Annotated in this window: 14 protein-coding genes; all 14 read right to left on the bottom strand. The window is 47.6% G+C overall.

What is annotated here, in order from left to right; all coding sequences use genetic code 11:
- Positions 1-3 precede the first annotated feature (3 nt).
- Positions 4-918, bottom strand: a complete 915-nt coding sequence (locus tag AC3B6P_RS08735) for an OmpH/Skp family outer membrane protein (RefSeq protein ID WP_489805748.1) — start codon at positions 916-918, stop codon at positions 4-6.
- Positions 919-963: 45 nt separating this feature from the next.
- Positions 964-3,495 carry an outer membrane protein assembly factor BamA gene (gene bamA / locus AC3B6P_RS08730; protein WP_489805747.1) on the bottom strand — a complete coding sequence of 844 codons (2,532 nt, stop codon included), beginning with the start codon at positions 3,493-3,495 and terminating at the stop codon, positions 964-966.
- Positions 3,496-3,673: 178 nt separating this feature from the next.
- A complete protein-coding gene (gene rseP / locus AC3B6P_RS08725) occupies positions 3,674-4,771 on the bottom strand; it encodes an RIP metalloprotease RseP (RefSeq protein WP_489805746.1) in 1,098 nt (365 codons plus the stop codon).
- A complete protein-coding gene (gene dxr / locus AC3B6P_RS08720; RefSeq protein ID WP_489805745.1) occupies positions 4,746-5,936 on the bottom strand; it encodes a 1-deoxy-D-xylulose-5-phosphate reductoisomerase in 1,191 nt (396 codons plus the stop codon). Before dxr ends, rseP begins: the two co-directional genes overlap by 26 nt.
- Before the next feature lie 44 nt (positions 5,937-5,980).
- Positions 5,981-6,781 (bottom strand): phosphatidate cytidylyltransferase, encoded by an 801-nt coding sequence (locus AC3B6P_RS08715; RefSeq protein ID WP_489805744.1) that lies wholly within the window; start codon positions 6,779-6,781, stop codon positions 5,981-5,983.
- On the bottom strand, positions 6,778-7,476 hold the full coding sequence (uppS, locus tag AC3B6P_RS08710; protein ID WP_489805743.1) for a polyprenyl diphosphate synthase: 699 nt from the start codon (positions 7,474-7,476) through the stop codon (positions 6,778-6,780). Before uppS ends, AC3B6P_RS08715 begins: the two co-directional genes overlap by 4 nt.
- Positions 7,477-7,531: 55 nt before the next feature.
- Positions 7,532-8,098: a ribosome recycling factor gene (gene frr, locus AC3B6P_RS08705; RefSeq protein ID WP_489805742.1), complete on the bottom strand. Its 567-nt coding sequence runs from the start codon at positions 8,096-8,098 to the stop codon at positions 7,532-7,534.
- A 76-nt stretch (positions 8,099-8,174) separates the two neighbouring features.
- On the bottom strand, positions 8,175-8,912 hold the full coding sequence (pyrH, locus tag AC3B6P_RS08700; protein WP_489805741.1) for a UMP kinase: 738 nt from the start codon (positions 8,910-8,912) through the stop codon (positions 8,175-8,177).
- An 86-nt stretch (positions 8,913-8,998) separates the two neighbouring features.
- Positions 8,999-9,892 carry a GTPase Era gene (era, locus tag AC3B6P_RS08695; protein ID WP_489805937.1) on the bottom strand — a complete coding sequence of 298 codons (894 nt, stop codon included), beginning with the start codon at positions 9,890-9,892 and terminating at the stop codon, positions 8,999-9,001.
- Between the two features lie 4 nt (positions 9,893-9,896).
- The gene (rnc, locus tag AC3B6P_RS08690; RefSeq protein WP_489805740.1) at positions 9,897-10,649 is read right to left on the bottom strand and encodes a ribonuclease III; all 753 of its coding nucleotides are present in this window, start codon (positions 10,647-10,649) and stop codon (positions 9,897-9,899) included.
- Between the two features lies 1 nt (position 10,650).
- A complete protein-coding gene (gene lepB, locus AC3B6P_RS08685) occupies positions 10,651-11,466 on the bottom strand; it encodes a signal peptidase I (protein WP_489805739.1) in 816 nt (271 codons plus the stop codon).
- An 87-nt stretch (positions 11,467-11,553) separates the two neighbouring features.
- Positions 11,554-11,979, bottom strand: a complete 426-nt coding sequence (gene acpS, locus AC3B6P_RS08680; protein ID WP_489805738.1) for a holo-ACP synthase — start codon at positions 11,977-11,979, stop codon at positions 11,554-11,556.
- Between the two features lie 16 nt (positions 11,980-11,995).
- Entirely contained in the window at positions 11,996-14,245 is a 2,250-nt protein-coding gene (locus AC3B6P_RS08675) for a RelA/SpoT family protein (RefSeq protein WP_489805737.1), read from the bottom strand.
- Positions 14,246-14,393: 148 nt separating this feature from the next.
- Positions 14,394-14,759: a DNA-directed RNA polymerase subunit omega gene (gene rpoZ, locus AC3B6P_RS08670; protein ID WP_489805736.1), complete on the bottom strand. Its 366-nt coding sequence runs from the start codon at positions 14,757-14,759 to the stop codon at positions 14,394-14,396.
- Between the last annotated feature and the right edge of the window lie 92 nt (positions 14,760-14,851).

Here is a 14,851-nt window from a genome sequence, read left to right as displayed (position 1 = left end):
GGATCAATGTTTCTGACGAACAACTGATTGTGGCGGAGTTTCAACAACTTTAGGCGATTCAGCCTGTTGCAGTTCCTTTTCTTCATCCGCTGTCGTTGGCATTTTTCCTGACTTTGCCAACACTTCAGGATCTACATTTGCAGCTGGAATGAAAACATGAGGAAGGATTTTATTCAAACGTTCAGCAACTTCCTCAGTAATATCCTGCTCCCCTACATGCAGAACAGCCTGCTCAGCATGTAGGATCAGATTCATATTATGAGCGGCAGCAACGCGGGCAATAATACCATTTCTCTGCTCCAGCTCACGCTCTATCTGGTGGAAAGCAACCTGATAAGCTTCCTGTATAATACGAGCTTTATTACCAAAATCGCGCTGATCCCTGGCGCGACGTTCTTGAAGATGACGTTCACGAATTTGAATCTGGTCTGACGTCAATGTCCGGGCCTGAACCTGCAGCTTCTGCTGCTCAGCCCGCCAGGAAGCCTCTTCTTTTTGAACTTCCTGCGCCAACTTATCGCGACGTTCTCCCAGAACCTGCTGCATTTCCTGAGCAGCTGTTGAAAGCTGCATAACACCAGGAACACTAATCACACCAATTACAGCAGCTGGCGGTGGGTTTTCCTTGGCAATGGCAGATGTCACAGGAACAGGTGGCAAAGGCAGCACAGGAGGATTCTGCCCTGAAGGCTCTACAACTGAATCCTCGTCATCACTTTCCATTGGAGCCGCTACCGGTGCCGGAGCTCTGTGATGACGTCCAGCAGGAGCAGGTGCGTGAGGTTGCTCAGTTTTAGGCACAAACCAGCCTGGATTATTAGCCTTAGGAGACTCTGCTGCAAATGCCGGAAGAGCCGCAGCACTAACAGCAAGAAGTGAACAGGCTACAAACAGACGGGTTTTAAAACGCATAACCATAAAACACCTCTATGAACTTACTACAGAAAATTATCACAAAAATTTTCAGAATTGCTGGCCAAAACCAAAGCGCAAAGGATAGACCCTATCGCCATGTTCCTTATGAATAGGCACAGCACCATCGATATTAACCAGACCAAATGGACTTTTCCAGGAGAAACCAAGACCGCCTGCCACACGTGGCGTATAAGTATTGCCGTTAATGGGCGTGTAACTTCCTTTATCCTGTGTAGGGCTTGTATGGTGACGTTTTACACGTGTCCCGGTCAGACTACCTGCATCAATAAAGGCGCGGCCTTTCATCCCCAGGCTCTCGCCGTAAGGGAATGGAAAATTCAGCTGGAAAGACGCCGTATACATAAAGCGCCCGCCAAGCAGATCTTCCTGACCCGCAACAGGACAGTAGCCATTCTGGCCGTTACTGCAATGATAATGCCCTGAACGAGGCCCGACTCCCCCCTGCAGGAAGCCGCGGAGATTTTCACCACCGAGATAAAAGTTATCAATAATGTTACGGTTACTGCTTCCGCTCCAATCGCCCATATAGCCTACGCCACCTCTGAGCTGAATCGTCCAGTCATGACTAGCTGTAAGACGATCCAAGGGAATATAATAAGCAGTACTGAATTTTCCACGCAGATATTTCGAGTTCCCACCAATACCGGCGAAATCACCCGTTGCACGAATAACATAACCCGAATGAGGATCAACCGTATTATCACGGCGATCATAGGTCAGAGTGGTACTCAGCTGTGAAAGGAGCGACCAACCGGCTGCATCCTGAACATAGACCGAGGACATCTCATCATTACACCACCCTGGTTGGTCTTTACCCCCACCACACCATTTTCTTCTCGGATGGGTATGACTGACTTTACGATTAACCAGAGAATAGGTCCATGATTGTGATAGATAGCGGTTAAAGGCATATCCCATACGGAAGGACAGACCATATTGGTCTTCATCATAGCTCTGATATGTCTGGCCCGAATTCTGCATATAATAAATATCTGCACCCGCGACGAAATTACGCCCCAGGAAATTCGGATCCGTTACAGAAAGATCCACCTGCTTCTCATAATAGGCAACAGTTCCAGAGAAACCGGCATCAATACCTGTACCGAGCAGGTTATGCTGTTTAAGACCTAGATTACCCATCACACCAACGTCTGTTGAGTAACCGCCGCCCAGGGAGAACTCACCAGTCGGTTTTTCAGTCACATTAACTGCCAGGTTCGTTTTATCAGGCGCTGAGCCTTGTGTCTGATCAACGGTTACAGACTTGAAATACCCCATATCCTGAAGGCCGAGCTTGGCATATTTACGATCATAAGGCGTATAGGCATCACCCTCTGCCATAGGCAGATTTCGCCTGATAATAGGGTCGCGGGTTATTGTATTGCCATTAATATCAAGACGTTCAACATAAATACGTGGACCTTGTACAACGTCATAAAGAAGATTAATCGTCTTTTTCTCAGGATTGCGCGCAATTTCCGTCCTAACAAGTGCGAAGGGGTGGCCACTCTCCTGTAACCATTCCTGCATGTCGTTAGCATTATCCTGAATTGCCGTACCATCATAATACTGGTTAGCAAATAACTCGATATGCTGCTTGAGCATTTTATTTGTCACGCCATGCACATCCGAGCGCACATCAATTTTGGCCAATTTATAACGTGGGCCTTCATTAAGCGTGAACGTAATGTAAAACGTCTTGTGATCAGGCGACAACTCACCAGTTGCGTCAATCATTTTAAAATCAACAAATCCATTATGGAGATAATGACGTCTCAATAACTCCGCATCATAACGGATACGTTCTGGATTATATTCATCTGCAGACGAGAAAAAACGGTACCATGCCGTCTCTTTTGATGAAACCACGCTGGCAAGTGCCGATTCGCTAAAAGCCTTATTACCTATAAACGTAATTTTCTTCACGAGGGTCTGGCGTGCTTCATTAATCTGAAACACCACATCAACCCTGTTATTGGATAGTCGAATGATTTGCGGCGTTACCGTTGCACCATAACGTGCTTTTTTAGCATAAATCCCTAAGATCTTCTGCCGGTCTGACGCCACTGTCTGGGCAGAAAACACAGCACGGGGCTTAAGATTAATCTCTTTAAGAATCTCGTTATCCTTGAGAGCATGATTACCCTCAAAAACAATACGGTTCACAACAGGATTTTCGACAAGCTGGACAATTAACGTCCCCCCATGACGGCGCATCGTTACATCACGAAAGAGACCCGTTGCATAAAGTGTTTTCAACGAACGGTTCAGGTCGTTTTTATCAAACGCATCCCCTGGCTCAACGACCATATATGACAGGACAGTTCCTGTTTCGATACGTGAATTACCTTTCACCACAATAGACTGGATAATGCTATCGGGTGAAACATGTTGCTGCGTCGCAACTTTATGCTTGCGTGTTTTTGAGGGACTCGCATCCTGGCGGCTAGATGTCTGTGCTTCTGCCGAATGACATACTGCCGGAAGTAGACACGCTGAAGCCAGTAAAGCCAACCTAATAGCTACAGGCCGGAAACTTTTAGAGCACAATCCTGACAAAACCGGTATCCCTCGTTTCCAGATTTCACAGATGATCCTATTCACCAAAATGACAGAATCACCTGAAAATCATCTTTACACGCAAGAGCCTCTATTAAAAGAGCAAATTCTTTTTAAACAAAAGATGCACTCTTTCCAACTGCTCAAATTTAAAACTCTATAGTCAAGGTCAAGTTTATTAATGGGACCCCAACCATTTAAGCCACCCTAACCCTCTTACGTCGTTGTAGGCTGTGTATAAAAACAGCGCTATAACGAGCATAAGACCAATCTGCAAGGCCATTTCCCTTACTTTCATGGAAAGTGGTTTGCCTCTGATTGCCTCTACTGCATAAAAAAGCAAATGGCCGCCATCAAGCATAGGAATTGGGAAAAGATTAATCAGTCCCAAATTTGCTGAAAGCATTGCAACGAAGAACAAAAGACTAGCCATACCGTTATCTGCTGCCTGACCAGACATGGCAATAATACCAATTGTTCCTGCTAACTGACGAGGACTTCTCTGCCCGCTGACAATCTGCCACAGACTTTCACAGATCTGGGAAAATAACTTCCCCGTTCCTTCTATTGCTGAAGGAATAGCCTTATAGATCGGCATAGGGTTGGCCTGTGCTGCAGAAAAACCAATACCTAACTGTCCGTAATGCTTTCCTCCCCGTTCAAGGTTAGCCAGTGTTACCGAAACATCTTTGGGCTGATTTTCCCTTAGAATTCCCAACGTAACCTTTGCCCCAGGGTGAGTCGCGATAAGAGATTGCAGATCCGCAGCGCCAAGGATCTTCTTCCCATTAAATCGGGTAAAATTATCCCCCTTTTGTAAACCAGCCTGTTCGGCCGGGCTATGCGGCGCAATCATGCTGATCTCCGGCTTAACCTCAGGACGCCCATAAAGACTAAAAATGACTACAAGGAGCAGAGTTGTCAGGATAATATTAAAAACTGGCCCCATAATAGTAACCAGAGCCCGCGCCCAAACAGGCTTACTATGAAAAGAATCCGGGTTACCTTCTGGATGCTCCGCACTGGCATCACCCTCAAAGCCATGTAATTTGACGTACCCCCCTAAAGGCACAACGCTTAACTGCCAGTCCGTACCAACCCGGTCTTTCCATTTGAACAATGCCGGACCAAAGCCAATAGAAAAAACATCTACGCGAACCTTGCACCAACGCGCTGCCAGATAGTGCCCCATTTCGTGAATAAAGACGATGACACCAAAAACCAGTAATCCGACAGCAATATCGTACAAACTATGCATGACTTTTGACTCGTTCAATCTGCTCTTTTGCGAGAGTCCTCCCCCGCTGGTCCCAGAAGAGGACGTCATCCAGCGTTGAAGGGGTGGGGTTTTCGGTCATGGCCTGCAAACTGGCATCAATCAGCTCGCCAATACCTAGAAAGCGGATACGCCCTGAGAGGAAGGCCTCTACAGCAATCTCATTAGCGGCAGAGAAGACAGTAGGCGCCACCCCGCCTGCACGCAGAACCTGACGTGCCAGGGCTAATGGACGAAAACGCACTTCATCAGCAGGCTCGAAATCCAGTTTCGCCAATTTTGCTAGATCCAGACGTTCACAATTCGTCCTCATACGATCTGGCCATGCTAAACAATGAGAGATAGGAATACGCATATCAGCACTTCCCAGCTGCGCGACAAAACTCCCATCTTTAAAAGAAACCATCCCATGCACTACCGATTGCGGATGCACGATGACGTCAATTCGCTCCTCTCCTACACCAAAGAGACGGGCCGCCTCAATGACTTCCAACCCTTTATTCGCCATTGAAGCAGAATCAATCGTTATCTTTGCTCCCATAGACCATGTTGGGTGACGCAAGGCTTTTTCTGGTGTTGCTGCTGCCATTTCCTCCAGAGAAGAGCACCTGAATGGACCACCTGAAGCAGTCAGAATGAGCTTATCGACCTGCGTCATATCACAGCCAGCCAAAGACTGCGCAATGGCATTATGCTCTGAATCAACTGGCAGAAGCTTTGCACCAGCTTCATCGACCAATTTCAACATCAGATCACCAGCACAAACCAAGGCTTCCTTATTAGCCAAGGCTACAGCATGCCCATTACGTACGGCGGCCAATGTCGGCTCCAGACCAGCAGCTCCTGTAATAGCCGCCATGGTCCAATCAGCTTCTAGCGCACCAGCATCAATAACTGCCTGACGGCCAGCCCCAACTTTTATTGAAGTCCCCTTGAGATATTCTTTCAGCTCCCCCAAACGGGATTCATCATTGATGACAGCTAGTTCAGCTTTTAATTCCCGTGCCTGCTGCGCCAGAAGAGCTGCATTACTCCCACCGACTAATGCGCGTACTTCAATCTCATTTCCAAGCGTTTTAAGAAGATCGACTGTCGAAGTCCCGATACTTCCTGTACTACCCAGCACACTAATGCGACGTCTTTTAGCCTGTACCCCAGCAGTCATGATTACTGAATTCCTCTTACATTATCGCCAAATTCGCCAGAATTTTATTTTATAAATGATAGCCCAAGCTGCCAGAAAGGACTTACCCCTGAAAGAAGGGCCAGACACGCCGCTAACGGGGCGGCCGCCAGCAATCCATCAAACCTATCCAGAAGCCCCCCGTGACCTGGAATAAGCTTTCCCGAATCCTTAACACCAATACGTCGTTTGAAAGCGCTTTCTGTCAGGTCTCCACTTTGTGCGGCCAGACTTAAAACCCCGCCCCAGAAAAAAGGCGACACAGACCAGCTTTCCGTCCCACAGCCTATCAGAAGGCCTGAAAATATTGTTGCGGTCAGCATTCCCCCTATTGCACCTGAAATCGTTTTACCAGGCGAAATACGTGGAGCCAGCTTTGGCCCTCCAATCAGACGACCTGTAATATAGGCCCCGCTATCACTCGCAATAACAGCCCCTATAACAAGAGAAACTTCCCAGAAACCCTCAGCTCTTGCTCTCAGATATAATAATGAAGCACCACCAAGAATCGAAATGACAATCGGGAACCAGGGACGAAAACCAAATAGCAGGGCAGACAAGGAAAAATATAAAAGGCTAAGAAAATCACCTTTTATAGCTATAAGCCCTCCAGCAAGAGGCCATAGAAGAAATAACGCGCCCCGCCAGTTATTCATAGGCTGTTTCAGAAGAGTCTCTCCCTCCCAAACGAGACCAATCATAACAAGTAAGATCAGGGCATTATAGTACCATTTCCCATACCACAAACAGAATAATGCCACAGGAATCAGGACGAAACTTGAAGCCAGTCTCTTCTGGAGCTCACTCCATTGTGCAAATGGTTTCATGATGGGCGTGCTCCAAAACGACGGTCACGGCCTGTATAACAGTCGATAATTTCGCCAAAATGGCTTTCATTGAAATCTGGCCACAATATATCAAGAAATAAAAGCTCTGAATAAGCAGACTGCCATAAAAGAAAATTGGAAAGCCTATGCTCCCCGCTAGTCCGGACAATGATATCGGGATCCGGCATATCATGTGTCTGGAGGTGAGCTGATAATGTTCCTTCGTCAATATCATTAGGCTTCAATTTCCCATCAATAGCTGCCTGGGAAAGTATGCGCGCAGCTGCGATAATCTCTGCACGCCCACCGTAAGACAGAGCCAGTGTCAAGGTTAATGTTTTATTCTGACTGGTTTTTTGTTCCGCTTTACGAAGCTCTTCAAGGATAGCCCCCCCGAAACGCTCTGGTTCGCCAATAATCTGCAAGCGCACATCCTGCTTGTGTAATTCAGAAAGTTTGTGACGTAAATAAAAGCGCAAAAGAGATGTCAGATTATTGATTTCTTCTGGTGAACGTTTCCAGTTTTCTGAAGAAAACGCATATAAGGTCAGAAATTTCACGCGATGCGCGATCGCTGCGCGCACGCATCTCTGGACGGCCTCTGCCCCCTCTCGATGCCCATAGGCGACAGATGCCCCACGAGAGCGCGCCCATCGCCCGTTACCATCCATAATAATGGCAACATGTGTGGGCATCTGTTCCTGGCACTTTAAATTATTATCGGGAGAAGACACGAGCAAATAAGAACCATTAAACCTGTTTAATATCGCGTTCTTTTTCTGATAGGATTTTATCAACCCGACCAATATAATCATCAGTCAGTTTCTGGATTGAATCGCCCCAGCTTTTTAAGTCGTCCTGACTGATTTCACCCTTTTTCTCATGGGCCTTGGTTTTATCCATACCATCACGTCTGACACCACGCACAGCGATACGGGCATTTTCAGCATAACGGGCAGCAGCCTTTGCCAGCTCATTGCGTCTTTCTTCTGTAAGCTGTGGAATGGGAACACGAATTGTCTGACCTTCAGAAGCCGGATTAAGGCCCAATCCGCTATCACGAATAGCTTTTTCCACAGCGCCAACGACACTACGATCCCAGACAGAAACTGTAAGCATACGCGCTTCAGGCACCGCAACAGAACCAACCTGTGACAAAGGAACAACAGAACCATAAACTTCCACACGTACTGGCTCAAGAAGATTTGGACTTGCCCGCCCAGACCGCAAACCAGACAAATCACGACGAAGACTTTCCAAAGCACTATCCATACGACGCTGCAAGTCTGCGACAAGTTCTTTAAGCTCTGCACTCATGATGAGAATTCCTTTTTATTAAAAATGTCTCTTTCACTAAAAATTCAGAAAACAGTCTTTGAAACTGTAAGATTACTCAGGACTCCCTGATTTTTGTGAAACGACCTTCCCCTTTAATTACTGCGCTGAAAGCTCCGGGGACATGCATATTAAAGACAACGACCGGCAGACTATTCTCACGGGCCAGGCTGATCGCCGTTGCGTCCATCACTCTGAGATCACGTGTCAGGACCTCTGTATAACTCAAATAGTCATAACGAATGGCCTCAGGATTTGTTCTGGGATCTGCAGAATAGACACCATCAACCTGCGTCCCCTTAAAGAGGGCATCACATTCCATTTCACTCGCCCGGAGTGCTGCTGCCGTATCAGTTGTGAAGAAAGGATTACCTGTGCCAGCTGCAAATATCACAATACGGCCCTTTTCCATATGACGGACAGCGCGCCGACGAATATAAGGCTCTGCAATAGAGGCCATATGAATTGCGGACATGACTCGCGTTTCCATATTGCGTCGTTCAAGGGCATTCTGCACCATCAGGGCATTAATGACTGTTGCGAGCATCCCGGCATAATCACCTTGTGCCCTGTCCATTCCCTTGGCTGCAGCGGCTACACCGCGAAAAATATTACCACCTCCGACAACCAGGCAGACCTGCACACCACTATTGGCCACATTTGTAATATCATCAGCAACCATTTCAACCATGGCAGGGTCAATCCCAAACTCGCCATGCCCCATAAGTGCCTCACCTGACACTTTAAGCAAAACTCTTTTATATGGGAGATTTTCTTTTTGAAGATTATGATTCATGATTCGCTATACTCCCATAAAATCCGCACATGGACCTTTCTTACAAGCCTGCTTCGGACTCAACAAGGGCTGTCAGAATGATCTCTTTATGCAAAGTCAGACAGACCAAGTGCTTTCAATCTGGCTGTTTCCTCATCCCAGCCAGCACGTTCTTTTACATTTAAAAAGAGATGGCAGGGATGCCCCAAAAGCGTTTCCAGCTGCTGACGTGCTTTCATGCCTATTTCCCGAATACGCCTTCCCTTCTCACCAATCAAAATCGCCTTATGTCCAGGACGGGAGACGTAAATTGTTACTTCTATGCGCACAGACCCATCAGGGCGATCTTTATAGCTCTCGGTTTCAACCGTTGTCTGATAGGGAACTTCTTCTTGAGTCTGGAAAAAGACCTGTTCGCGCACGATCTCTGCAGCCAGAAGACGATCAGGCAAATCCGTAAGATCATCTTCGGGATAAAGATATGGACCAGAAGGAAGAGAGCCTGCCAGGCGATCGAGCAGATCCTCAACGCCCTTTCCAGTCTGGGCGCTGATCATGAAAACATGCTCAGCAGGCAAAAGCCCGGAAAGTTCCTTCGTCAAAGGTAACAATGTCTCTGGAGAAACAAGATCAGTCTTGTTAAGAACCAGCCAGACAGGCCGTTCGCTTTTTTGAAGTTTCTCTGCGATTTCGCGGACATCATCCTTCAGCCCCTTACGGGCATCGACCAGGAATATTGTCAGGTCTGCATCCTGCGCGCCATTCCAGGCTGCATTAACCATTGCCCGGTCCAACCGGCGCTTCGGCTTGAAGATACCAGGAAGATCGACAAAAATAATCTGGCTTTCCCCCCGCATGACGATACCAAGCGTACGGAAACGAGTCGTCTGTGCTTTGGGGCTGACAATGGAAAGTTTAGCACCAGCCATTCTGTTTAGAAGAGTTGATTTGCCGGCATTAGGCGCTCCAACCAAAGCAACAAAACCACAGGATGTTTGAATTTGATCAGACACTCTTTGTTTCCTGTCCAAGATTTTTAAGAAGATCGACGGCGGCGGCTGTCTCCGCAAGTCTTTTACTCCGGGCTTCACCGTGTCCACTGCGCCCCAATGCCGTAACCTTTACAAGAAAAACCGGCTCATGGGACGGCCCTTCCGCTGAGACAAGTTCGTAATGAGGCAAATTATTACCTTTTGCCAGAACATATTCCTGGAGCAGCGTTTTAGGCTCCTTATGAGGCATTTTTTCCCGGTCTATGGCATGTTTCCAGAAACGATGAATCAACCGGCGAACTTTCTCCAACCCTGCATCGAGATATACAGCGCCGAGAATCGCTTCCATGGCGTCAGCCTTCACACTTGCAAGCTCTCTAATGCCAGCGGCCTCTTCATGACGTGCAATCAGCAAAGCTTCTGCCAGACCAATTGTCTGAGCAATATCCGCAAGGACCGGACGCGAGACCAGATGCGCATGACGCGCTCCTAAAGCGCCCTCATGTTCTTTAGGGAAACGCTCAAAAAGCCATTCCGCAATCACCAATCCCAGAACACGATCACCGATAAATTCAAGTCGTTCATTTGACGTTTTAGCACCATGGTGCCCATGAGAGGCCTCATGGATATCCATCTTGCTGTGCCTCTTGCCCGGTCGCCGCGCCAAAGCCGAGCGATGTGTCAATGCTTCCTGTAACAAAAGATCATGTTCAAAAGCGTGGCCCAGACGTTTCTGAAGGGCCACCAGAATTTCATTGCGATCCATATTAATTTATACCGTGGAAAGTGCGCCCCCACCTGATTTCACCTGGCCAATACCAGAATTCCCAGGCTGGATGTTTCAGATCAATTGAGAACATCACCCTCTGTGCGCGTCCAATAAGATTTTCCATGGGGACAAAACCGAGATCATGGTCAGAAGCCTTCAGAAAATCATTTCCAGCAGGGGCAGCACATTTACCTGTCTCTCTTCCCCCTTGAAAACGACTATCCGAGCTATCATCACGGTCATCACCCATCATGAACAGACAACCTTCAGGAACGACATATTCCTGAGTATTATTGGCATCATCATCTTCACTCATTTTCAGAATTTCATGCCTGACGACAGAACCCCCGTTCGAGGCAGGAAGATTTTCACGGTAGCGCGTGCCACTCAGCAAACGCCCCCGTTCATCTTTTACTTCATAATGTCCCAGTGAATCGCGTGTCACTTCGCGATCATTGATAAAGAGATTGCCTTCTTCCATACGCACATGGTCACCCGGCAGACCAATTACACGTTTAATATAGTCAATCGACGTATCCTGTGTGTAGCGAAACACCACAACATCACCACGATGTGGCTGGCTGCTCATGACGCGCCCCTTAAATAAGGGAAGCGAAAATGGAAAAGAGTAACGTGAATAGCCATAACTATATTTGGAAACAGCCACAAAATCACCGATCTGCAGGGTCGGTATCATGGAACCTGAAGGGATATTAAAAGGTTCAATCAATAAAGAGCGGACCAGAAAAACACCAACAATGATAATCAGGCACTGGCTTATAAAACTAGCAAGCGTTTCTTTTTTTTCCTTCATATCATTTTTTCCTGTTTCATTCATATTCCTAAGACACTTCCACTTCTATCAACCTACTGACACGCTCCAGACTGAAGGGAGTTTCCCCTACGATCCGTGACTTCCTTCCTGACAGGGCACGCCCTGGATCAGTACATTTGCAAGTGCATAGGGGGCATCATCACTCATTGTCAAAAAAAGTTGCGCCTCATACCCTTTCGGCAAAAGACGTGCAAGCACAGATTCTGCTCCTCCTAACAGGATTAACCCGGGAGCACCATAAGCGTTTGACGTAACCTTGATGTCACGAAACTGCACCCCTTGGGAGAAACCTGTCCCTAACGCCTTGGCACATGCTTCTTTCGCCGCCCATCTTTTAGCATAACCCCCAAAACGCATCTGTTCTGAAAGCTGCTCGACATAAGCCCGCTCTTCCGGAAGAAAAACCCTGTTAAGAAAGCTGTCTCCGTAACGATCTATGATTTTTTTCAAGCGTGTTATCAGACAAATATCAGCCCCAATACCCAAAATCATGACTCACACTTTCTGTTTAACTCTTCGCACGCTCAACATGGATCACCCCTTCCTCTGCCCGGAAAGCCGCAAGAATGGTCGTCAGATGAGCAAGATTACAGACCTGCACATCGACAAAAATCTCCATAAAATCAAGCTGCCTGTGCGCTATTCTCAAATTGACGACACTACTATCGTGGCGTGAAGCCACATTCGTCATGGATGCCAGAATATGAGGATCATTCCCCGCCACCACAGAAAGACGAGCTACGTAACGACAATTTCCCTTTTTTTCAAGCAGGGCAGGATTCCAATCCACTTCCATCAAACGTTCCGGAGTTTCGGAGAAAGCATTCAGATTATGACAGTCTTTCTGATGGACTGATATCCCTTTCCCCTGCGCTATGATACCAACAATGGAGTCTCCGGGCACGGGACGACAGCAGCCCGCAAAATGTATCTCGACTCCCCGACCTATATCACTGAGGATTTCACCTTCATGACGGTCGTCCTTCTTTTCAAGTTTACCGCCTTTGCCCCCCGGTGCTGACGGAGAAAGCCCCGGTACCATCCGTGGCGCACGATTACGGCGCCCCAGTTCAGGATAAGCTGCCTTTACAACATCCCGGGCCAGTATCTGTCCGCTTCCAACGGCTATATATAAATCAGAGAGAGAGTGCTGCCGTAAGTCGGTCAGATGCTCTTCAAGAATTTTGTCAGATTTAGCAACACCTTCCTGACGAAAAGCACGGGCAACAGCAGCCTTGCCATTATCTAGGTGGACCTGCTTCTGCTGCGCTGCAACAAAACGTCGAATACGCGCACGCGCCTTCCCCGTGACGACAAAACGTTCCCAGGAAGGTGAAGGCTGCCCGCCCCGTGCCGTCATGATTTCAATCTGGTCACCATTCTCAAGAACATAACGTAATGGCACAAGGCGACCATTTACCTTGGCCCCCACACAGCAGTCCCCGACCTGACTATGCACTGCATAGGCAAAATCAACCGGTGTCGCGCCTCTCGGCAGGGAGATCAGCTCTCCTTTAGGAGTGAAACAAAAAACCTGATCCTGATAAAGTTCAAGTTTTGTATTTTCGAGAAACTCGTTCAGCTCCTGACTATCTTCCAGAATTTCAAGCAGGTCCTGAACCCAACGTAATTTACGTGTATAACTGCCAAAATTCTGCGACAGCATTTCCTTATTTGTATTAGAATCGATATTCTCTTTATAAGACCAGTGAGACGCCACGCCATTTTCTGCCAGATCGTGCATGGCTTCGGTCCGAATCTGAATTTCGATTTTCTGGCTTTGCGGACGATATAACGTAACCCCTGTATGGAGGGACTGATATCCGTTTGCTTTAGGCGTGGAAATATAATCCTTAAAACGCCCAGCTATCATCGGATAGGCCGCATGCACAGCACCAAGGGCCATATAGCAATTCTCACGGGTAGGCACGATAATGCGAAATGCCATAATGTCTGAAAGTTGCTCAAAAGCGACATTCCGCCGCTTCATTTTCTCCCAGATGGAATAAGCTGATTTTTCGCGCCCCGTGACTTCGACGTCACTAATCCCTGCTTCATGACAAAGTTGTTTCAGCTCGTTAACAATTTTCTCGATCATATCTGCGCCTTGCCCTCGCAGATAATTCAACCGTGCCCGAATTGTTGCATCAGCTTCGGGCTCAAGATTGACGAAAGAAATATTCTGTAGCTCGGTCTTGACCCGATCCATACCAATACGCTCAGCTAAGGGAGCGTAAATATCAAGTGTTTCCCGCGAAATTCTCCGCCGACGTTCCTCACTTGTGACATAATGGAGGGTCCGCATATTATGCAGACGGTCAGCCAGTTTAACGACCAGAACACGAATATCACGTGACATCGCCAATACAAGCTTGCGGAAATTCTCAGCCTGTTTTGTGCGATCAGACTGAAGCTCCAGCCGCGTCAGTTTTGTAACCCCATCTACGATAGAGGCTACATCTGAACCAAAGCGCTTTTCCAGTTTTTCGTGGGTGACATCGGTATCCTCAACTGTATCGTGAAGAAGTCCCACAATAATGGAGGTCTTATCCATTCCCATACCGGCCAGAATGGAGGCCACAGCAATAGGGTGGGTTATATAAGGGTCACCATTATCACGACATTGCCCCTTATGGGCTTCCGCCGATATCTCATAGGCATCTCGAATATCCTTGAGGTCTGCCTCACTACAATATTCGGCGACACGCCTTAACAGCCCTGTAATGGGAGGATGAAAATCGGGAGCTGTGAAACCCACCTCTCCTTTCTTGTGAACAAGCCAGCACGCAACGGGGCTACCTGCCCCATTGTCTTTTTCAAAAAAAACATCTCTGAACGGAAATGAGGGATAAATAATCAAAGCCCACCTTCACATTCAGGAAAACCAGAAACTGTGACGCTGCTCCTCAGCGTCTTCTGGAGCGTTTTGAAGCTTCATCAGAAGCCATATGGCTCGCTTCTTCCTCAGCGGTAACATCCTGAAGGCCAAAAATATTCTGGTCTGTCGGGATCAAATCCATGACTTCTTCATCGGCAGGCTCAAGCTCCGGCTGATTCCCCATTGAGCGGACAATCGCACCGCGAAGTCCCTCGAGAGATACATTTTCTTCTGCAATCTCGCGCAAAGCCAGAACCGTGTTTTTATCATTTTCCCGTGGAATAGTCAGCTCTTCACCACGACTTAACCCTCTTGCACGCTGGGCAGCAAGAAGAACCAACTCAAAACGGTTTGGAACTTTTTCAATGCAGTCCTCAACAGTCACGCGTGCCATAGGGCAGAATTCCTTTATTTAAACCAAAGAAGGGAAAGTACTTTTGCGATGAGTATCACGACTCTACCGTGCAACGCAATCAAAAGAAGCAG

Source organism: Aristophania sp. ESL1142 (assembly GCF_058107345.1).
The sequence above is the reverse complement of the archived record's forward strand: the minus strand, read 5'-3'. Positions and strand labels throughout refer to the sequence as shown.